The sequence below is a fragment of the Kitasatospora sp. NPDC056184 genome (assembly GCF_042268405.1).
GTDB lineage: Bacteria > Actinomycetota > Actinomycetes > Streptomycetales > Streptomycetaceae > Kitasatospora.
The window spans coordinates 74,511-93,829 of the sequence record NZ_JBHJUI010000020.1 but is presented as its reverse complement, the minus strand read 5'-3'; the positions used below and the strand labels follow the sequence as shown (position 1 = coordinate 93,829).

The following is a 19,319-nucleotide window of genomic DNA, read 5'->3' as shown; positions in this document are numbered from 1 at the left end:
TCCGGTGACGCGACGCCCGGGAGGGCCGGCGCGGCGCGGTCACTCCCAGTCCCAGCCGATGCCCAGGATGCAGGGCCCGACGGCGGTGGCGACCAGGTGGACGCAGTGGTGGCCGTCGAGGGTCAACTCCTCGCTCTCGTAGGGCCTCTCCTCGGGTGAGCGGCGGGCGAAGCGGTGGCAGCGGACGGGCAGCGCGGCCGGGTCGAAGGTGATCTGGAGGACGTACTGCCCGGCGCCCGAGTGGAAGCCGCGGAGGTACTCGCAGCTGGGCTCGGGCGCCGGGGCGTCGTCGAAGCCGTAGCCGAGCAGGTGGGTGTCGCCCGCGCGCAGCCGCCGGTCCAGCAGGAGTTCGGCGATCAGCAGGTCGTGGGCCTGGTCGCGGCGGACGCGGCCGGGGCGGCAGTTCTCCTCGGCGCGGACGCCGACCCGGGTGATGTCGCTGCCGGGGTCGCCCTGGTGGATGGCGAGGTAGCGGTCGACGCCGTCGCGGTGGGCGCGCAGCGCGTGCTGGGAGTCGCGGCGCCGGAGCCGGCGGTCGGCGCCGATCCGGATCCGCTCGATGTGGGTGATGGTGTGCAGCCCGCTGTCGCGCGGGCCGGCCAGCTCGGCGAGCAGGTCGTCGACCGCGGTGGGCGGGGTGATGAGGTCGCGGTAGGGGCGGACGGGCGGACCGGCCGGCGTGGCGGGGGCGGCGCGCCGGGGGCCGAGCAGTCGGGTGAGGGAGTGCGCGGGCAGCTCCAGGACCCGCTCCAACTCGCGGACGGCGCGCAGTGATTCGGCCCGCTCGGGGCGGCGGTGGCCCTGCTGCCAGTAGCTGAGGCTGGTGACCCCGATGTGGACGCCGCGCAGCGCCAGGTGGTCGCGGATGCGGTGCAGGGCGAGGCCGCGGACGGTGATGGCGGTGCGCAGGGCGAGGTCGAACGGGCCGGTGCGCAGCGCGGTGGCGAGGTCGGCGTGCTCGGTCCGCTGCATGCGGCCTCCTCGGGGGCGGGGCCGGGCGGCCCGGCGCGGGCCGGCGCGGTGGGCCCGGCTGGTCGTGAATATTCACACGGGGAGGGGGGTTTGTCACCGGTCCTGACGTTCCGGGCGGGGGTTCCGCGGCCGGCGTTCACAGCGGGGCGGGCCCGTTCACACCCGCGCGGGCGGGGTCCGAAGGGCGTTGACCAGCCATGTCAACGGCGCGATGCTCGGTGGCGCGATCCGGACCGCACCCCCACACCTCTCGACTCCTCTGCCTGCCGCAAGGAGGCCATCCCCCATGTCCGTTCCCCGGATACGCCTGCGTCGCGCCGTCTCGGTGCTCGCCCTCGGCGTCCTCGGCCCGGCGCTCAGCGTCGCGGCCGTCACCCCGGCCCAGGCCGCCCCCACGGCCGCCGGTCCCCAGGCGCGGGTGCGGCCCGCTGCCGCCGCCGGCGCCACGACCGACCTGGCCGGCACGTCCAAGAAGCTCAACATCACCATGCAGCAGCAACAGCAGACCAACTGGTGCTGGGCGGCGAGCGGCAACACCATCGCCACCTGGTACGGCTACGACTACAGCCAGAACCAGTTCTGCAACGCCGCGTTCGGCCGCTCGACCAACTCCGGCTGCCCCAACAGCCAGGCCACGCTGGGCGATGTGCAGAACGCCCTGAGCTGGATCGGCATCAACCCGGGCTCCTACGTCACCGGCTACCTGCGCTACGGCACGGTGCAGACCGAGGTGAACGCCGACCGGCCGGTCGAGACCCGGATCCAGTGGAGCTCCGGCGGCGGCCACATGCACGTCCTGTACGGCTACGACACCGCCAACAACTGGGTCTACTGGGGCGATCCGTGGCCGTCCAACTACCGCTACAACTGGGCGGACTACACCTACTACGTGTCGAACGGCACGTTCTCCTGGACCCACTCCCTGTACCGGATCGGCGCGTGAGGGGCGACATGAGCAGCAGCATGCGCAAGGCCGCGGCGGTCCGCGGCGCGGCGGTCGTCCTGCTCGCCGCCGGTCTGGGGCTGGCGCTCGCGCCGGCCGCCTCCGCCGCGGGTCCGTCCGGTCCGTCCGGCGCGTCCGGCGCGTCGGGGGTGCCCGAGCCGGTGCCGGTCGCGGAGCTGGCCCGGGCGCGTAGCGCGGTGCAGAGCCCGGCGGTGCTCGACCAGGTCGGCCGCTTCTTCGCCCGCAACGGCCTCCCGCCGACCGGGCGGCTCGCCCCGGGGGCGGCCGACGGGGCGGTGACCGCCGCCCCCGCGCCCCGGCTGGCCGGGGACACCGTGCCGGTGTACACGCTGAACGCCGCCTTCGTGTCCGGCACGCCGGGCGCCCCGGTGGCCCGGGCCGAGTTCGCCGCGAGCCGGGTGGTGGCGGCCGACGGGCGGGTCGCCTCGGTCTGGACGGTGAAGCAGGGCGACGGCTGGCGGGTCGTCAACATCGCCACCGGCGGCGACGAGGGCGACTACGCCGCGCGGGCGGCGGACGGCGGCGGGACGGCGTTCCGCGAGCCGCAGATCAACGCCTGGTACGTGCTGCGGGACGGCCGGGTGCTGCCGCTGGACGAGGAGGCGCGCCGCTCGGTGGGCGAGGCCGGGGTGAGCCTGGCCGCGTACCAGGGCCTGGTCCGGCAGCGGTACGGCGACAAGCTGCCCGGCTCGGCGTACGACCGGGCGGGCCGGGGCGGCGGCTACGAGCAGGCCGCCGCACCCGGCGCGGGCGGTACCGCGCTGCCCGCCGTGACGGCGGCCGCGGCCCTGGGCGCCACCGCGCTCGCGGGCGCGGGCGTCGCCCTGCGGCGGCGGACGGCCCTGCGGCACGGGTAGCCCGCGGGGACGCGCCCGGGCGGAGCGTGGCGGCGGTGACCCCGCCGTCGCGCTCCTCCCGGCTGCGCGCGCTCCTCCCGGCTACAGACCGGTGAAGCCGTCCTCCAGGATCGCGAAGGTGCGGTCCACCAGATCGGCGATGTCCTCGGTGCCGTTGCTCTCGGCCCACCGCAGCACCGCCTCCGTGGTGGCGGCGCCGATCGCGGCGGCGGTGATCCGCATCGCGAAGGTGGGCTCCTGGACGCCGGCCCGCCGGGTCAGCGCGGTGAGGTAGAGCCGCTGCGGCTCGTTGCCGGTGTCGAGCAGCCGGGCCCGCAGCGAGGGGACGTCCTTGGTCAGCCGCATCCGGACGAGCACTTCCTCGCGCTCGTGCTCCATCAACTGCCGGGTCAGCCCGATGAGGGCCTCCCGGCAGGAGCGCAGAAACGGTTCGTCGGCGGGCCTGGCGAGCAGGGCCTCGATCATCGCCGGGTCGTACTCGTCGGTGAGGACGAGGTCCTCCTTGGTGGCGAAGTAGCGGAAGAAGGTGGACGGGGACACCTCGGCGGCGGCCGCGATCTGGTCCACCGTGGTGTTCTCGTACCCCTGTTCGGCGATCAGCCGGTACGCCTCGCGCCGGATGGTCTGGCGGGTCTTCAGCTTCTTGCGCTCGCGCAGCGACAGCGGCGCCTCCAGCATCGCCTGGATCGGGTTGCCCGGTCCTGTCGGAGGTGCCGTCGCCGGCCGCGTTGCGTTCATGTCTTCGATTATCCGTGATCGGCCGCGGGGACGGCGGTGGACCCGGTGGCCCCGGCGGCCGGCCCGGCCGGTTCGACGGCGGGCATCCGCAGCGCGACCAGGAACGCCGACAGCACGGCGATCGCCCCGGAGACCAGCAGGACGACCGTCATCCCGTGCACGTAGGCGCTGTGCGCGGAGGCGGCCAGCGCCGGGTCGCCGGCCGCGGCGGCGACCGCGTCGGCGGCGACCACCGACCGCCCGGCCTGCTCGGCCGTGCCCGCCGCCAGCCCGCCGGTGTCCAGCGCGCCCCGGTAGGCGTTGGCGAGCAGGCTGCCGAAGACCGCCACCCCGATGGCCCCGCCGACCTGGCGGAAGGTCTGCAGCAGGCCCGAGCCGACGCCGGCCCGGGCGGGCGGCAGCGTGAGCAGGGCGGTGGCCTGTGCGGTGATGAGGGACAGGCCCATGCCGACCCCGAGCAGGGTGAGCCAGACGGCGGCCAGGCCGTAGCCGTCCGAGACCTCCGTCCGGCTGCCGACGAGCAGGGCGGCGGCCAGCAGGGCCAGCCCGAGGGCGATCACCGTCCGGGGACTGGTCCGGGCGACCAGCTTGTCGCTGAGCCGGGCGGCCACCATCAGGCCGAGCATCATCGGCATCAGCCGCAGACCGGTGCCGAAGGCGTCCGCGCCGAGGACGCTCTGGAAGTACAGCGGGAGCACGAAGAACGCGCCGAACAGGACCAGGGACACCAGCGTCGCGGCCACCGTCGACCAGCGGAAGGCGGCGTCGGCGAGCAGCGACAGGTCGAGCATCGGAGCGGTCTGCCGCCGGCTGCGCAGGACCAGCAGGGTGAGCGCGACCAGCGCGCCGCCCACGGTGCCGAGCACCAGCGGGTCGCCCCAGCCGCGCTCGGGGCTCTCGATGATGCCGTAGGTGAGCGCGGCCAGCCCGCCGGCGCCGAGCAGGGTGGCGGGCACGTCGATCGGGGGCGCGGCGGGGTTACGGGTCTCCGGCAGCAGGACGGCGCAGGCGGTGATGCCGATCGCCACCAGCGGCAGGTTGATCGCGAAGATCGCGCCCCACCAGTAGTGCTGGAGGACGAAGCCGCCGATCAGCGGGCCGAGCGGGGTGCCGACGGCCAGCGAGGCGGCCAGGATCGCGGTGGCGCGCCGCTGCTCGCCGGGCGGGAAGAGGCCGGGGATCACCGCCATGGACATCGGCATCACCAGCGCGCCGGCCAGGCCCATCGCGGCGCGCGCGGCGATCAGCGTGGCGGGGCTGTCGGCCAGCATGCCGATCGCCGAGGCGAGGCCGAACAGGGTGAGTCCGAGGGTGAGCGTGAAGCGGCGGCCGAAGCGGTCGCCGATGAGCCCGGCCGGGAGCATCACGGCGGCGAAGACCACGGTGTAGGAGTCGACGATCCACTGCTGCTGCCCGGTGGTGGCCCCGAGCTGCGAGGCCAGCGTGGGCAGGGCGACGTTCAGGACCGTCATGTCGAGGCTGATCACCAGGACGCTCAGCGCGACCGCGACGAGCGCGAGCCAGCGCCGTGGGTCCGGGCCGGGCGGGGCCGCCCGGTCCTCGGTGGGCGGGGTGGGCGCAGTGGGCACGGGAAACCTCCGGAGACCGGTGACGGTAGTCGGTGTCAAATGACAGTAACTCCCAAAAGAAGGTCGCCGTCAATGCGGGAGGATGCGGAAAGATCGTCACTCTCCGTGATGTGTCCTGGAAGTGCGCGTTCCGCACGGGGAATTGACGCAACGTTGATCTGTCGTTCGCCGCTTTCGGGGCGTTGCGGGTGACTGTCGGTAGATACGATGTGGCCGTCGGTCAGTGCGGGCCGGTGCGTGCCGAGAGCGGAGAAGGGGTGGGGCGGCACGGGCCGACCACGAGCCCGGCGCAGGAAGGAGAAGCCGTCATGGCCGTTCGGGAGTCGGGTGCCCAGATCTGGGGTGCCGCAGTGGTGGTGGGCTCGGCGCTGGCCGTGGTCGCGGCCTATCTGATCCATGGCGCCGCGCTGGTGCTGGTGGTCGCCGGGGTCGAGACGCTGCTGCTGATGGTCTATGTGGGCCGTCGCTGGCGGCTGCTCCATCAGGCGTCCGAGCCGGACCGCCGGTCGGCGCCGGGCGGGCACCGGGCGGCCGGGGCCGTGGTGGACGCCGCGCACTGCGAGCGCTGCCGCCGGGCCCGGGAGGCGATCGACGCGCGGCAGGCCGGGCGGGTGGTCCGCGGCCGGCACACCCATGAGCGCTTCGACCGGCTGCACGAGCACCGGCCCGACGGGGCGCACGAGCGGGCGCCGCACGACCGGGTGTACGAGCACCCGGTCCGGGAGTGGACGGCGGAACGGGCGGCCGTCCGGTCGCACGACCGGTCGACCGCCCGTCACGGGGCGCCGGGCTCAGCCGGCCGCGCTGTAGGCCACCAGTGAGACCCCGACGTACTGCGTGATGAACGCCCCGAGGGTGAAGGCGTGGAACACCTCGTGGAAGCCGAACCACTGCGGTGACGGGTTCGGCCGCTTGAGCCCGTACACCACGCCGCCGATGCTGTAGAGCACGCCGCCGACGATCATCAGCACCAGGACGGCGACGCCGCCGGCGCGCAGGAAGTCCGGCAGGAAGAACGCGGCGGCCCAGCCCAGCGCGAGGTACACCGGCGTGTAGAGCCAGCGCGGCGCGCCGACCCAGAAGACCCGGAACGCTATCCCCGCCAGCGCGCCGCCCCAGACCGCCCAGAGCAGCACCTGCCGGGCGGTGCCGTCCAGCAGCAGGATGGTGAACGGGGTGTAGGTCCCCGCGATGATCAGGAAGATGTTCGCGTGGTCCAGCCGGCGCAGGATCGCGTCGCCGCGCGGCCCCCAGTGGAAGCGGTGGTAGACCGCGCTGACCCCGAAGAGCAGCCAGGCGCTGGCGGAGTAGATCGCGCACGCGATCCTCGCGGGCCCCGGTTCGGCCAGGCAGATCAGCACGATCCCGGCGGCCACCGTGGCGGGGAACATTCCTGCGTGCAGCCAGCCGCGCCACTTCGGCCTGCTCTCGGCACGCTCCGTGCTCTCCAGGAGCTCAGCAGTCATGAGCCGCATGCTACCCGCTACCTACGGATCCGTAGGTTACTGATTCGTAGGAAGTGGCGCTCATCACGACTTGGACGTTTTGGAGTATTCGAAGGGGGGTCGGCAGGCCCTGCCAGGTGTCGAAGGTCCGGTCCTACTAACCAGTAATCATCCGTACTGTAGTAAAAGATGCGTCAATTCCGCCGTTCTGCCGCGTTGAGGTCGGGGGTCCGGAGCTACGCTGCAAGCACCCTCAACCCCCGCTACGCCGTCTCCCCGCCGGGATGGCGTGAAACGGAGCGATCGTGTCGAACGAGAACTCGGCTGCTCTCAGCGCCGCGCCCACCCGCCACCAGCGCCTGCTGGCGTGGGTGAGCGAGATCGCGGAGCTCACCCAGCCGGACCGCGTCGAATGGTGCGACGGTTCCGAGGAGGAGTACCAGCGCCTCGCGGACCTGCTCGTCGCCCAGGGCACTTTCAAGAAGCTCAACGAGGAGAAGCGCCCCAACTCCTACTACGCCGCCTCGGACCCCTCGGACGTGGCGCGCGTGGAGGACCGCACCTTCATCTGCTCCGAGCAGGAGAAGGACGCCGGCCCGACCAACCACTGGAAGGCTCCCGCCGAGATGCGCGAGATCTTCCAGGGCGAGCAGGGCCTGTTCCGCGGCGCCATGAAGGGCCGCACCATGTACGTCGTGCCGTTCTCGATGGGCCCGGTCGGCTCCCCGCTGGCCGCCTACGGCGTCGAGATCACCGACTCCGCCTACGTCGCCGTGTCGATGCGCGTGATGACCCGCATGGGCCGGGCCGTGCTCGACCAGCTCGGCGAGGACGGCGACTTCGTCAAGGCCGTGCACACCGTCGGCGCCCCGCTCGCCGAGGGCCAGGCGGACGTGCCGTGGCCGTGCAGCAGCACCAAGTACATCTCGCACTTCCCGGAGACCCGGGAGATCTGGTCCTTCGGCTCCGGCTACGGCGGCAACGCCCTGCTCGGCAAGAAGTGCTACGCGCTGCGCATCGCCTCGACCATGGCCCGCGACGAGGGCTGGCTGGCCGAGCACATGCTCATCCTGAAGCTCACCCCGCCGGCGGGCCCGGCGGGCGAGGCGGAGCCCACGTACGTCGCGGCCGCTTTCCCGTCCGCCTGCGGCAAGACCAACCTGGCGATGCTCCAGCCCACCATCCCGGGCTGGAAGGTCGAGACGATCGGCGACGACATCGCCTGGATGCGCTTCGGCGCCGACGGCCGCCTGTACGCCATCAACCCCGAGGCGGGCTTCTTCGGCGTCGCCCCCGGCACCGGCGTGGACACCAACGCCAACGCGATCGACACCCTCTGGGGCAACACCGTCTTCACCAACGTCGCGCTCACCGACGACGGCGACGTCTGGTGGGAGGGCCTCACCGACGAGAAGCCGGCCCACCTGACCGACTGGCGCGGCAACGACTGGACGCCGGAGTCCGGGACCCCGGCCGCCCACCCGAACGCCCGCTTCGCCGTCCCGGCCGCGCAGTGCCCGACCATCGCCCCCGAGTGGGAGGACCCGGCGGGTGTGCCGATCTCGGCCATCCTGTTCGGCGGCCGCCGGGCCACCGCCGTCCCGCTGGTGACGGAGTCCTTCGACTGGCAGCACGGCGTCTTCCTCGGCGCCAACATCGCCTCCGAGAAGACCGCCGCCGCCGAGGGCACCGTCGGCGAGCTGCGCCGCGACCCGTTCGCGATGCTGCCGTTCTGCGGCTACAACATGGGCGACTACTTCGCCCACTGGCTGAAGGTCGGCGCCGAGGCGGACGCCGAGAAGCTGCCGAAGATCTACTACGTCAACTGGTTCCGCAAGAACGCCGACGGCCAGTTCGTCTGGCCGGGCTACGGCGAGAACAGCCGCGTGCTGAAGTGGGTCGTCGAGCGCCTGGAGGGCACCGGCGAGGGCGTCGAGACCCCGATCGGCGTGCTGCCGACCGTCGAGGGCTTCGACCTGAACGGGCTGGAGCTGTCGAAGGAGGACCTCGACCTGCTCTTCACCGTCGACGCCGACATCTGGCGTCAGGAGGCCGCGCTCGTCCCGGCCCACCTGGAGATGTTCGGTGAGCACACGCCCGCCGCGCTGTGGGACGAGTACCGAGACCTGGTCGCCCGCCTCGGCTGAGCCTGAGCCTCAGCAGGAGCGGTAGAGAGGCCGGTGCGCGGCACGAACCGCGCACCGGCAAGCGACAGGACGGCCGGAGCCCCGACGGACGATCTTTCCCCGACCAAGGAGATCGCCCGACCGGGACTCCGGCCGTAGCGCTTTTCGCGCGTCCCTCAGGGCTGGGTGTAGCCGCTCAGGAACATCCCGATCCGGGTGACCGCGTCGGTGATCTCCTCCGCGCGCGGCAGGGTGACCAGCCGGAAGTGGTCCGGCTCGGGCCAGTTGAAGCCGGTGCCCTGGACCAGCAGGATCCGCTCGGCACGCAGCAGGTCGAGCACCATCCGGGCGTCGTCCTTGATCTTGAAGACCTTCGGGTCCAGCCGGGGGAAGGCGTACAGGGCCCCCTTCGGCTTCACGCAGCTGACCCCGGGGATGTCGTTGAGCAGCCGGTACGCCGCGTCCCGGGACTCCAGCAGCCGGCCGCCGGGCAGGATCAGGTCCTTGATCGACTGGCGTCCGCCGAGTGCCGCGGCCACCGCGTGCTGGGCCGGCATGTTGGCGCACAGCCGCATCGAGGCGAGCACGGTCAGACCCTCGACGTAGCTGCGGGCCCGGGTGCGGTCGCCGGAGAGCACCATCCAGCCGGAGCGGAAGCCCGCCACCCGGTAGGACTTGGACATGCCGTTGAAGGTGACGCAGAAGAGGTCGGGCGCCAGGCTTGCCAGCGGGACGTGCTCGGCGTCGTCGTAGAGGATCTTGTCGTAGATCTCGTCCGCGTAGATCACCAGCTGGTGGCGGCGGGCGATCCCGACCAGCCCCTCCAGCACCTCGCGCGGGTAGACCGCGCCGGTCGGGTTGTTGGGGTTGATCACCACCAGCGCCCTGGTCCGGTCGGTGACCTTGGCCTCGACGTCGGCGAGGTCCGGGTACCACTCGGACTGCTCGTCGCAGCGGTAGTGGACGGCGGTGCCGCCGGCCAGCGAGACGGAGGCCGTCCACAGCGGGTAGTCCGGGGCCGGGACGAGCACCTCGTCGCCGTCGTCCAGCAGGGCGGTCATCGCCAGCTGGATCAGTTCGGAGACGCCGTTGCCGAGGAAGACGTCCTCGGTCGTCAGACCCTCCAGGCCGCGCTCCTCGTAGTGCATCACCACGGCGCGGCGCGCGGAGAGCAGGCCCTTGGAGTCGCCGTAGCCGTGCGCGGTGGAGAGGTTGCGCAGGATGTCCTGGAGGATCTCCGGCGGCGCGTCGAAGCCGAACAGTGCGGGATTGCCGGTGTTGAGCTTCAGGATGCGGTGGCCCTGTTCCTCCAGCCGCATCGCCTCGTCGAGCACCGGACCGCGGATGTCGTAGCAGACATTGGCGAGCTTGCTGGACTGGATGACCTGCATGCCTGCCTACTTTAGGGGCACGAACGGGCGGTCCGGCGCGTGTCGTGGGACACCCGCCGGAGCGCCCGGACGCCACCGTTCCGCTCCGCCTTCGATCAGGAGGCGGACGCCTCGGCCCGCCTTCCGGATCAGCGGCCGGGTGCCCGGAACAGTGCCGAAGGCGAGGAACTCCGGCGGGGTGCCGTCGGGAACGAGACGGACGGCACACTGCCGCCGGGTCCGGCCGTCGGCCAGGGTGCCCGGCTTCCTGCCGGAGTCGCACCGCGGGACCGGCTTCAGGACGGTCGGGGCGGCCAGGACCGCCGCGCGCAGAGTGCCCGGAAGCTTCGTCAAGGTGTCTCTGCCCCGTGGATGATGTGGTCGTGCGGCACCCGGGCTCCGCGGTGCCGTCAGGGGTCGGACGCGGACGGTGTCCGGCCGGTTCCGGAGCGGAGCCCGCCGGATCGCGGGTCCCGGGCGAGGAGGGGGCGAGCCGTGATCGCGAGCGCGCTGGGAGCGGTACTGGCCGGGGTACTGGTGGCACCGGCGCTGCGCGGCCTGGTGGTGCGCTACGCCGTGCCGGAGGGCGAGGCGTGGTGCCGGGCCTGCCCGTCCTGCGGGCGGGAGCTGCGCGGGCTGCCGCCCACCGGGCGGTGTCCGGGCTGCCGGACCGGGCTCGGCCCCGGCCCCTGGCGGGTGGAGGCGGTCACCGCGGCCGCGGCCGCCGCCGCGCTCGCCGCCGCGCACCCGGCGGACGCGCTGCTGCTGCTCTGGCTGGCCGGGCCCGGTGTGGTGCTCGGCTTCACCGACGCCCGGGTGCACCGGCTGCCCTACCCGCTCACCTGGACGCTGGCGGCGGGCCTCGCGGTGCTGCTGACCGGGGTGCAGCTGGCCGGGGACGCCCCGGGGGTGCTGCTGCGCTGCCTGCTGGTGGCGCTGGCCGCCGGGGTGCTGTTCGAGGTCCCGGTCCAGCTGGGGCTGGTGGGCGCGGGGGACACCGTGCTGGCGCTCGGCCTCGGTGCGCTGCTCGGCCGGTACGGCTGGTCGGCCGCCTTCGCCGCGCTGGTGGCCTTCGTGCTGCTGGCCGGGCTCTGGTCGGTCGGCGTGCTGCTGACCGCGCTGGCGCGCCGCCGCCCGGTGCGCGGTCGGGAGGTGCCGCTGGGCCCGTTCCTGCTGCTCGGCACCCTGCTGGCGGTGCTCGGCCACGCCTGAGCCGGCCCCGGAAAGCGGACGGGCCCGGAAAGCGGACGGGCCCGCCGTACCGGTCAGGTACGGCGGGCCCGGCGCCGACGCGCAGGCTCCACCCTCAAGGAGCGGCGCGCCGGGGGGAGTTACGGCATCTGGTGGACGAACGGGCCGACCGTGTTGGAGAAGGCGTTCCCGTTGACGGAGTCCCAGTTGGTGGACCAGGTCATCGCGCCCCGGATGGTCGGCCACTTGGCCGGCGGGACGAAGCTGCCGCAGTTCTTGCCGGTGGCGAGGCAGTCCAGCGCGTTGTTGACGACGCTCGGCGCGACGTAGCCGCCGCCGGCCGCCTTGGTGGAGGCGGGGACGCCGATGCCGACCTGGTCGGGCCGCAGGCCGCCCTGGATCTGGGTGCAGACCTGCGAGGTGATGAAGTCGATGGTGCCCTGGGTGTAGACCTTGCCGTCGCAGCCGTTCATGCCGCCCGAGTTGTAGAACTGGGTGTTGACGACGGTCAGGATGTCCTTGGTGTTCAGCGCCAGCTGGAAGTAGGCGCCGGCGGTGGAGTACATCCCGATGGTCTCCGGGGCCATCGTCAGGACGAAGCCGGAGCCGACCTTGGCCTGGAGGCTGTGCAGGGCGTTGCCCATGTGCGTCGGGTTGACGCCGTTCTCCAGGTCGATGTCGATGCCGTCGAAGCCGTAGTCCTTGATGACGGCGTAGGCGCTGTCCACGAAGGCCTGGGCGGCGGCGGCGTCATTGACCGAGATGGCGCCGTTCTGGCCGCCGACGGAGATGATGACCTTCTTGCCGGCCGCCTGCTTGGCCTTCACGTCGGCGCGGAACTGGGCGTCGGTGTAGCCGCCGAGGCCGGCCGACAGCTCCGGGTCCAGCTTGAAGGTGATGGCGCCGGCGCGGGTGGGAACGGCGTCCGCGAAGGAGACCGCGATGATGTCGTACGCGCTCTGGACGTCGCTCAGCTTCTGGAGGTTGTTGCCCTTGTTGTCGAAGTTGTGCCAGTAGCCGGTGACGGCGTGCTTCGGGACGCCGGTGTTCGGGTTGCCGGTGCTGGTCGCCGTGGGGGTCGGGGTGACCGTCTGGGTGGGGGTGGGGGTCACCGTCTGGGTCGGCGTGGGGGTGGCCGTCGGCGAGGCGGTCGTGGTCGGCGTCACGGTGGGGGTGGCGGTCGGCGTGGGGGTGGCCGTCGCGGTCGGGCTCGGGGTGGAGGGGCCGGCCGGGCCGCTCAGCACGACGTCGTCGGCGAGGTAGGCGCTCTGGCCGTACCAGCCGTGCAGGTAGACGGTGACGCTCTTGGCGCTCGCGCCGGTGGTGAAGGTGGTGGAGAGCTGGTTCCAGCTGTTCTGGTTGGACCAGACGCTCGGGTCGGTGCCGCCGGTGCCGCGCGCCCCGAGGTAGGCGTACGGGCCCTGGACCCAGGCGCTCAGGGTGTAGCTGGTGTTGGGCAGCACGCTGATGGTCTGGGTGCACTCGGCGGTGTCCGCCGCACCCGGGGTGGCCTGCAGTGCGCCCGTGCCGGAGTGGACCGGCGTGGTGACGGCGCTCGCGGCGCCGGTGCAGACCCAGCCGCCGAGCGAGCCGTCGAAGCCGCCGTTGGCGACCAGGTTCCCGGCCGCGGCGTTGGCCCCGCCGGCGAAGAGGGCGAGGCCGGTGCCGGCCAGGGCGAGGGCGGTGGCGCCCGCGGCGAGAGCCGGGACGGGGCCGCGGCGGCGCTTGTGCGACACGGGCCGGTTCAGCGTACGGGCCATGGAGGTGCGCTCCTGTGGGGGAGGAGCGGCCGCCGCGGTGGGGGGCGCGGCGGCCGCGTGTGGGGGAGGGCATTGCGTCCGAAGTACTGCCTTGACGAGGGCGGGTCCGGTGTTCTGTTCCGCCCTGGGAACAAAAGCTGGACTAGACCATTGGGGGTCGTCAAGCATTGAACCGTCGGCTTACGGATTCCTTAAGGAATCGGAGACCGTTCCGTATCCGGCCCCCGGCCGTTCCCCGGCGCGTCCCCGGGGCGCCGTCCCGGTACGTTCCGGCCACCTCCGGCGCGCCCGCCGCGACAGACTCAGCACAGGACTGTGACCCTCCCGCGACCTGCGGCTTTCCCTGCCGCCACGGCGCGGGAGTAGGCTGCGCCGGGGGTTCTGAAGCACCCGGTGAAGTGAGTACGGAGGGGCCGAAAACCATGGGTCTGCGCGATGTCGTCGAACGCACGCCGGGTCTGCGCGTCCTGCTGGACGGGATGTACGGCCTCTACGGTCGCCGGGTCGAGGTGCACCTGGCCCGCACCCCGCACCACATCGGCGTGATCCTCGACGGCAACCGCCGCTGGGCCCGGGCGACCGGGGGCTCCACCGCGTACGGCCACCAGCGCGGCGCCGACAAGATCAGCGAGTTCCTCGGCTGGTGCGACGAGACCCACGTCAAGGTCGTCACGCTGTGGATGCTCTCCACCGACAACCTCGACCGCCCGGCCGACGAGCTGGTCCCGCTGCTCGGCATCATCGAGGACGCGGTCACCAACCTGGCCGCCGCCCGCCGCTGGCGGATCCACCCGGTGGGCGCGCTGGACCTGCTGCCGCAGCACACCGCCGACGTCCTGAAGCAGGCCGCCGACGAGACCGCGGGCATCGACGGCATCACCGTGAACGTGGCCGTCGGCTACGGCGGCCGGCACGAGATCGCCGACGCCGTCCGCTCGCTGCTCCAGGAGCACGCCGGCCGGGGCACCTCGATCGAGGAGCTGGCCGAGATCCTGGACGTCGAGCACATCGCCGAGCACCTGTACACCAAGGGCCAGCCCGATCCCGACCTGGTCATCCGCACCTCGGGCGAGCAGCGGCTCTCCGGCTTCCTGCTCTGGCAGAGCGCGCACAGCGAGTTCTACTTCTGCGAGGCGTACTGGCCGGCCTTCCGCAAGGTCGACTTCCTGCGGGCGCTGCGCGCCTTCGAGCAGCGCAACCGGCGGATGGGCCTCTGACGGGGGCCGCGCCGCCCCCGGGGGACCGGGCCCGGCGGCCGGGCGCACCGGATTGACCGCCGTAGGAGCTGGCCTACCCGGAGGCCGGGCGAGGCCAAACGTTCATCCGCAATGATCCGTCAGTTCTCCGAGGGCGCGAATGCACCGCCCCCCGCCTGGGAATACTCCGATCAGACCGGCCCCGAGGCCACCGGGGCAGCGGGGGCCGGCTTGCCGCGGATGACGCAGGGTCATCCGCCCTGGAGGCCTAGTGGTCAGTTCCAAGAGCCGCCGGACACCAGACCGGCGCACGTACGTTCTCGACACCAGTGTGCTCCTGGCGGACCCGCTCGCCATGACCCGTTTCGAGGAGCACGAGGTCGTCCTCCCGGTGGTCGTGGTGACGGAGCTGGAGGCCAAGCGGCACCATCCCGAGCTGGGGTACTTCGCCCGCCAGGCGCTGCGACTGCTCGACGACTACCGGATCCGGTACGGCCGCCTCGACGAGCCCATCCCGGTCGGCGAGCTCGGCGGCACCATCCGGGTGGAGCTCAACCACTCCGACACGTCGATACTGCCGGCCGGCTACCGGGCCGGCGGCGGCGAGGCCGACACCCGGATCCTGGCGGTGGCCCGGAACCTGCAGGCCGAGGGGTACGACGTCACCGTCGTCTCCAAGGACCTCCCGCTGCGGATCAAGGCGTCCTCGGTCGGCCTGCTCGCCGAGGAGTACCGGGCCGAGCTGGCGATCACCTCCGGCTGGACGGGCATGGCCGAGCTGCACGTGCCCGCCGACGACGTGGACGCGCTGTTCGCGGCCGGCCACGACGCCGGGGTGGACGTCGACGGCGCCGCCGAGCTGCCGGTGCACACCGGACTCATGCTCACCTCCGAGCGCGGCAAGGCGCTCGGCCGGGTCACCGGGGACGGCCGGGTGCGGCTGGTGCGCGGGGAGCGCGAGGCGTTCGGCCTGCGCGGGCGCAGCGCCGAGCAGCGGGTGGCGCTGGACCTGCTGCTCGACCCGGAGGTCGGGATCGTCTCGCTGGGCGGCCGGGCCGGTACCGGCAAGTCCGCGCTGGCGCTCTGCGCCGGCCTGGAGGCGGTCCTGGAGCGGCAGCAGCACCGCAAGGTGATGGTCTTCCGGCCGCTGTACGCGGTCGGCGGGCAGGAGCTCGGCTACCTGCCGGGCAGTGAGACCGAGAAGATGAGCCCCTGGGCCCAGGCGGTCTTCGACACCCTCTCGGCGGTCACCACCCCGGACGTGATCGAGGAGGTCATCTCCCGGGGCATGCTGGAGGTCCTGCCGCTCACCCACATCCGCGGGCGTTCCCTGCACGACGCCTTCGTGATCGTGGACGAGGCGCAGTCGCTGGAGCGCAACGTCCTGCTGACGGTGCTGTCCCGGATCGGCCAGGGCTCGCGGGTGGTGCTCACCCACGACGTGGCGCAGCGGGACAACCTCAGGGTCGGCCGGTACGACGGCGTGGTGGCGGTGGTGGAGAAGCTGAAGGGGCATCCGCTCTTCGCGCACATCACGCTGACCCGCTCGGAGCGCTCGCCGATCGCGGCGCTGGTGACGGAGATGCTGGAGGACGTCAGCCCGTGATCCGGTGATCTCCGGCGATCCGGGCATTCACGGACAAAACCGTCAATTCCCGGCATGGGGCCCGTTCCTGGCGGAGCGGGCCCTGCCCTTTTCATCACATCGAGTGCTTTGTGTCCGGCGAACGCCGGTTCGGTGAATGTGACATCCGCCACGCAACAGGGAATTGCGTCGACACGTCCCCGTGCGGCATGGTGAGGGTTCTGTCAGGCCCCGCGTACGGCATGGCAGGGCTTCCGGAAGGCCGGGAGTCCGGCCCGGACGGTCCACCAACTCCGGTCGGTGGACGCACAATTGAAGACCGTGAGCCGTACGCCGCCCGAATGAAACGCCCGGTCGCCTCACCTCGGCCGGACGCCGGGTCAGTACCTCCCGTGACCAGCACCGTACGGAGGGCAGAGCCAAGGGGCAGGTTGCGCCCGTACGGTCACGCGTGGGCGATGCTGGAAGGAATCCATGTGACTCGGATCTCGGTCCGGGGAGTTGCTGTCGCCTCCGCCACCGCCGTCACCGCTGTCGGTGCCGTCGTGGGCATGGCGTCGGGCAGCGAGGGCAAGACGACGCAGACGGTCGACGTCGCCGGCGCGACCCTGCTTGCCGAAGTCCCCTCTGGCGCCCAGGCGCAGACCATCAGCGACAACATCGGCACGCAGGCATCCGCCCAGCAGGCCGCCGCCGACGCGGCCGCCAAGGCCGCCGCCGAGCAGAAGGCCGCCGAGGAAGCGGCCCGCCAGCAGGCCGCCGCCGAGGCCCAGGCCAAGGCGGACGCCGCGGCCAAGGAGGCCGCTGCCAAGGCCGAGGCGGAGAAGGCCGCGAAGGCCGCCGAGGAGAAGCGCAAGGCCGACGAGGCCGCCGCCAACCGCTCCAAGGCCCGCTCGGCGATGTCCGCCACGGACAACTCCGCCCCGCCGGTCTCGGTCAGCCCCGGTTCGGTGCAGGAGCTGGCCCAGCAGATCGTCGGCAACGACGCCCAGTTCCAGTGCTTCAGCCAGATCGTGAAGCGCGAGAGCGGCTGGAACTACACCGCCACCAACAAGAGCTCCGGCGCGTACGGCCTGGTCCAGGCGCTGCCCGGCTCCAAGATGGCCTCGGCCGGCGCCGACTGGCGCACCAACCCGGCCACCCAGATCAAGTGGGGCCTGAACTACATGAACAGCCGCTACGGCAGCCCCTGCGGCGCCTGGTCGTTCTGGCAGTCGCACCACTGGTACTAGGAACGCCGCCGCGGCCCCCGGTCACCCACCCGGTGACCGGGGGCCGCGGTGTTTCGCGGTGCGGGGACGGGCCGCGCCGCCCGGGTCGCGCGGTGCGCCCTCGGGCGGTGCGGGCCCGGGTGCGGACGCGGGGACGGGGAGGGGTCCTGGTAGCTCCCCGCGCCGGCCGGTCCGCCGACAGTCGGCTCCGGGTTCCCGCCCGACTCCTCCCCGTTGCCGGGCGCCTGAAACCACCCGGGACGTGCTGTTTTGTCCTGGAATCGGCTCCGAAGAACCCGTGCGGATCCTTCCGGCCGGCGGACTCACCGCCCCCCGGCCGGGTAGCGTCTTCCTGACGGCCGTGGCGGGACCCACGGCGTGCCGCCGCACCGGGCGGCTCCGGCGGGGAGAAGTGGTAGTGAGCATGGCGCGGGGCGGACAGGCCTTCAAGGCCGTGGCCAAGGGGATGGCCGTGGTGGCGAGCGCCGCCGCCGTGATCGAACGGCGCCGGCGGGCCGCGATGGCGGCCGACTTCCACGAACCGCCGCTCGCCCCGCTGTCCCCGTCGCCGGCCGATCCGCCGCCCGCCGGCCCGCTGCCGGGTCCGCGGGCCGAGGCCGCCGCGCCGGCCGCCGCCGTTCCCGCGCCCGCTCCGGCGCCCCCGCCCGTCCCCGCCCCCGCTCCGGTTTCCACGCCCTCGCACGGCCACTTCGGCCGGCCCGCGACCCCCGCCGAGGCGGTGCCGTGGGGCCTGCGGGTCGCCGCCGAGTCCACCTGGCGGCTGCTGCTGCTCGGCGCCGCGCTGTACGTCGTCTTCTCCATCGTCGACATGCTGCGGCTGGTCGCCTTCGCGGTGCTCGCCTCGCTGCTGATCTCCGCCCTGCTGGAGCCCACCGTCTCCTGGCTGCGCCGCCACGGCGTGCCGCGCTCGCTGGCCGCCGGCGGGGTGTTCATGAGCGGACTGGCCGGCATCGGGCTGGTCGGCTGGTTCGTGGTCTGGCAGGTGACCACCAACCTGGAGACCGTCACCAGCAAGGTCAAGGCCGGTGTCGACCAGCTGCGGGACTGGCTGATCACGGGGCCGCTGCACCTGACCGAGCAGCAGATCACCGACTTCGCCAACCAGATCACCAAGGCGATCAGCACCAACACCGAGCAGCTCACCTCGGCCGGCATCACCGGCGCGCAGATCGCCGTGGAGGTGCTGACCGCCGTCCTGCTCGCCTTCTTCACCACCTTCTTCCTGCTCTACGACGGCGAGCGGATCTGGAACTGGGCGCTGCGCGGCCTGCCCCGGCACTCCCGCTACGCGATGGCCGGTGCCGGCCCGAAGGCCTGGGCCACGCTCACCGCCTACGTCCGCGGCACCGTCTGCGTGGCCTTCATCGACGCGGTCTGCATCGGCACCGGCATCCAGCTGCTCGGCGTGCCGATGGCCCTGCCGCTCGCCGTGATCATCTTCCTGGGCGCCTTCGTCCCGCTGGTCGGCGCACTGGTCACCGGGACGGTCGCGGTGCTGATCGCACTGGTCACCACCACGCCCTGGACGGCGCTGATGGTGCTGGTGGTGCTGATCGCCGTCCAGCAGATCGAGGGCCATGTGCTCCAGCCGCTGATCCTCGGCCGCGCCGTCCGCGTCCATCCGCTCGGCGTCGTCCTCGGCGTGGCCGCCGGCTCCATCATCGGCGGCATCGGCGGCGCCATCGTCGCCGTCCCCCTGATCGCCGTCACCAACACCGTGGTCACCCACCTCCGCCGCCGCAACGAGGCCGGCCAGGCCGTCTTCACCGCCCTCGAAGCCGCCCGCGAAGCCGCCACCCGCCCCCCGACCCCGGGTAACGGCTAGGGCCACAGCCCTGGGGCGCCGAGGGCCAGCCAGACGAACGAGACCGCGCACCCGGTCAAGGCGGCGAGGCCGGTCAACGCGGTTCTGGCCGCCATCGGCTCGTGCCGCGCGGCGGTCCTCCGGATCAGCAGGGGCGTCAGGGCGGTCGCCGCCGCCGGCGGGGCCAGCGGCAGCAGCAGGGTCCGGACGGCTTCGCCCGCGGTGGTGGTTCCCCCGTCGGCGGCGACCGACAGGAGCAAGCCCGTGATCAGGACCCAGCCCGAGCAGGCCAGGGCCACCACGGCCCAGAGGGCGTAGGCCACCGGCACCCACCCGCCCGCCGATGCGCGCGCCCGGTCGATCCCCGCCATCGCAAACTCCCCCCGGAGACGGTTTCACCCGCTGGGACGTCCGCTCCGGCTCCCCGGTTCCCGGGCGGACGGGCGTTCCGGGTACGCGAACGGGCCCCTCCGCCGGGACTCGGGGGGAG

General features: G+C 73.0%; 16 protein-coding genes. 9 read left to right on the top strand and 7 right to left on the bottom strand.

The features are described 5' to 3' along the window. Positions 1 to 39 precede the first annotated feature (39 nt). Positions 40 to 972, bottom strand: a complete 933-nt coding sequence (locus ACFC0B_RS30860) for a hypothetical protein (protein WP_376093151.1) — start codon at positions 970 to 972, stop codon at positions 40 to 42. Between the two features lie 286 nt (positions 973 to 1,258). On the opposite strand from ACFC0B_RS30860, the gene ACFC0B_RS30855 reads away from it, so the two are divergent. Further along, positions 1,259 to 1,915 (top strand): papain-like cysteine protease family protein, encoded by a 657-nt coding sequence (locus tag ACFC0B_RS30855; protein ID WP_376093148.1) that lies wholly within the window; start codon positions 1,259 to 1,261, stop codon positions 1,913 to 1,915. Positions 1,916 to 1,923: 8 nt separating this feature from the next. Then, positions 1,924 to 2,793 (top strand): hypothetical protein, encoded by an 870-nt coding sequence (locus ACFC0B_RS30850; RefSeq protein WP_376093145.1) that lies wholly within the window; start codon positions 1,924 to 1,926, stop codon positions 2,791 to 2,793. Positions 2,794 to 2,874: 81 nt separating this feature from the next. On the opposite strand, the gene ACFC0B_RS30845 is transcribed toward ACFC0B_RS30850, so the two are convergent. Both ACFC0B_RS30845 and ACFC0B_RS30840 read right to left on the bottom strand, forming a co-directional pair. Next, positions 2,875 to 3,531, bottom strand: a complete 657-nt coding sequence (locus ACFC0B_RS30845; protein WP_376093142.1) for a TetR family transcriptional regulator — start codon at positions 3,529 to 3,531, stop codon at positions 2,875 to 2,877. 8 nt (positions 3,532 to 3,539) lie between these two features. After that, a complete protein-coding gene (locus ACFC0B_RS30840) occupies positions 3,540 to 5,120 on the bottom strand; it encodes an MFS transporter (protein ID WP_376093139.1) in 1,581 nt (526 codons plus the stop codon). A gap of 308 nt (positions 5,121 to 5,428) precedes the next feature. On the opposite strand from ACFC0B_RS30840, the gene ACFC0B_RS30835 reads away from it, so the two are divergent. After that, positions 5,429 to 5,941: a hypothetical protein gene (locus ACFC0B_RS30835; protein WP_376093136.1), complete on the top strand. Its 513-nt coding sequence runs from the start codon at positions 5,429 to 5,431 to the stop codon at positions 5,939 to 5,941. On the opposite strand, the gene ACFC0B_RS30830 is transcribed toward ACFC0B_RS30835, so the two are convergent. After that, the gene (locus ACFC0B_RS30830) at positions 5,912 to 6,586 is read right to left on the bottom strand and encodes a hemolysin III family protein (RefSeq protein WP_376093133.1); all 675 of its coding nucleotides are present in this window, start codon (positions 6,584 to 6,586) and stop codon (positions 5,912 to 5,914) included. The genes ACFC0B_RS30835 and ACFC0B_RS30830 overlap by 30 nt on opposite strands. Before the next feature lie 284 nt (positions 6,587 to 6,870). Here ACFC0B_RS30830 and ACFC0B_RS30825 point away from each other — a divergent pair, with 284 nt between their 5' ends. After that, positions 6,871 to 8,712: a phosphoenolpyruvate carboxykinase (GTP) gene (locus tag ACFC0B_RS30825; RefSeq protein WP_376093130.1), complete on the top strand. Its 1,842-nt coding sequence runs from the start codon at positions 6,871 to 6,873 to the stop codon at positions 8,710 to 8,712. Between the two features lie 155 nt (positions 8,713 to 8,867). Here ACFC0B_RS30825 and ACFC0B_RS30820 read toward each other — a convergent pair whose 3' ends face one another. Continuing rightward, on the bottom strand, positions 8,868 to 10,082 hold the full coding sequence (locus ACFC0B_RS30820) for a pyridoxal phosphate-dependent aminotransferase (RefSeq protein WP_376093127.1): 1,215 nt from the start codon (positions 10,080 to 10,082) through the stop codon (positions 8,868 to 8,870). Between the two features lie 474 nt (positions 10,083 to 10,556). On the opposite strand from ACFC0B_RS30820, the gene ACFC0B_RS30815 reads away from it, so the two are divergent. Then, positions 10,557 to 11,273: a prepilin peptidase gene (locus tag ACFC0B_RS30815; protein WP_376093124.1), complete on the top strand. Its 717-nt coding sequence runs from the start codon at positions 10,557 to 10,559 to the stop codon at positions 11,271 to 11,273. Positions 11,274 to 11,392: 119 nt separating this feature from the next. On the opposite strand, the gene ACFC0B_RS30810 is transcribed toward ACFC0B_RS30815, so the two are convergent. Continuing rightward, a complete protein-coding gene (locus ACFC0B_RS30810; RefSeq protein ID WP_376093121.1) occupies positions 11,393 to 13,012 on the bottom strand; it encodes a chitinase in 1,620 nt (539 codons plus the stop codon). 422 nt (positions 13,013 to 13,434) lie between these two features. Here ACFC0B_RS30810 and ACFC0B_RS30805 point away from each other — a divergent pair, with 422 nt between their 5' ends. The 4 genes from ACFC0B_RS30805 to ACFC0B_RS30790 all read left to right on the top strand — a co-directional run bounded on the left by ACFC0B_RS30805 (position 13,435) and on the right by ACFC0B_RS30790 (position 18,850). Beyond that, the gene (locus ACFC0B_RS30805) at positions 13,435 to 14,229 is read left to right on the top strand and encodes an isoprenyl transferase (RefSeq protein WP_376093118.1); all 795 of its coding nucleotides are present in this window, start codon (positions 13,435 to 13,437) and stop codon (positions 14,227 to 14,229) included. Between the two features lie 250 nt (positions 14,230 to 14,479). Next, on the top strand, positions 14,480 to 15,814 hold the full coding sequence (locus tag ACFC0B_RS30800; protein WP_376093115.1) for a PhoH family protein: 1,335 nt from the start codon (positions 14,480 to 14,482) through the stop codon (positions 15,812 to 15,814). A 455-nt stretch (positions 15,815 to 16,269) separates the two neighbouring features. Next, on the top strand, positions 16,270 to 17,025 hold the full coding sequence (locus ACFC0B_RS30795) for a transglycosylase SLT domain-containing protein (RefSeq protein WP_376093112.1): 756 nt from the start codon (positions 16,270 to 16,272) through the stop codon (positions 17,023 to 17,025). Between the two features lie 403 nt (positions 17,026 to 17,428). Further along, positions 17,429 to 18,850, top strand: coding sequence for an AI-2E family transporter (locus ACFC0B_RS30790; protein ID WP_376093293.1), 1,422 nt, complete (start codon positions 17,429 to 17,431; stop codon positions 18,848 to 18,850). On the opposite strand, the gene ACFC0B_RS30785 is transcribed toward ACFC0B_RS30790, so the two are convergent. After that, entirely contained in the window at positions 18,847 to 19,200 is a 354-nt protein-coding gene (locus ACFC0B_RS30785) for a hypothetical protein (protein ID WP_376093109.1), read from the bottom strand. The two genes, ACFC0B_RS30790 and ACFC0B_RS30785, sit on opposite strands and share 4 nt — an antisense overlap. Positions 19,201 to 19,319: the final 119 nt, after the last annotated feature.

What these genes read in the sequence shown, in the direction of transcription:
- ACFC0B_RS30860 (WP_376093151.1), bottom strand. Translation starts at nt 972, where the DNA reads ATGCAGCGGACCGAGCACGCCGACCTCGCCACCGCGCTGCGCACCGGC.
- ACFC0B_RS30855 (WP_376093148.1), top strand. Translation starts at nt 1,259, where the DNA reads ATGTCCGTTCCCCGGATACGCCTGCGTCGCGCCGTCTCGGTGCTCGCC.
- ACFC0B_RS30850 (WP_376093145.1), top strand. Translation starts at nt 1,924, where the DNA reads ATGAGCAGCAGCATGCGCAAGGCCGCGGCGGTCCGCGGCGCGGCGGTC.
- ACFC0B_RS30845 (WP_376093142.1), bottom strand. Translation starts at nt 3,531, where the DNA reads ATGAACGCAACGCGGCCGGCGACGGCACCTCCGACAGGACCGGGCAAC.
- ACFC0B_RS30835 (WP_376093136.1), top strand. Translation starts at nt 5,429, where the DNA reads ATGGCCGTTCGGGAGTCGGGTGCCCAGATCTGGGGTGCCGCAGTGGTG.
- ACFC0B_RS30830 (WP_376093133.1), bottom strand. Translation starts at nt 6,586, where the DNA reads ATGACTGCTGAGCTCCTGGAGAGCACGGAGCGTGCCGAGAGCAGGCCG.
- ACFC0B_RS30820 (WP_376093127.1), bottom strand. Translation starts at nt 10,082, where the DNA reads ATGCAGGTCATCCAGTCCAGCAAGCTCGCCAATGTCTGCTACGACATC.
- ACFC0B_RS30810 (WP_376093121.1), bottom strand. Translation starts at nt 13,012, where the DNA reads ATGGCCCGTACGCTGAACCGGCCCGTGTCGCACAAGCGCCGCCGCGGC.
- ACFC0B_RS30805 (WP_376093118.1), top strand. Translation starts at nt 13,435, where the DNA reads ATGGGTCTGCGCGATGTCGTCGAACGCACGCCGGGTCTGCGCGTCCTG.
- ACFC0B_RS30790 (WP_376093293.1), top strand. Translation starts at nt 17,429, where the DNA reads ATGGCGCGGGGCGGACAGGCCTTCAAGGCCGTGGCCAAGGGGATGGCC.
- ACFC0B_RS30785 (WP_376093109.1), bottom strand. Translation starts at nt 19,200, where the DNA reads ATGGCGGGGATCGACCGGGCGCGCGCATCGGCGGGCGGGTGGGTGCCG.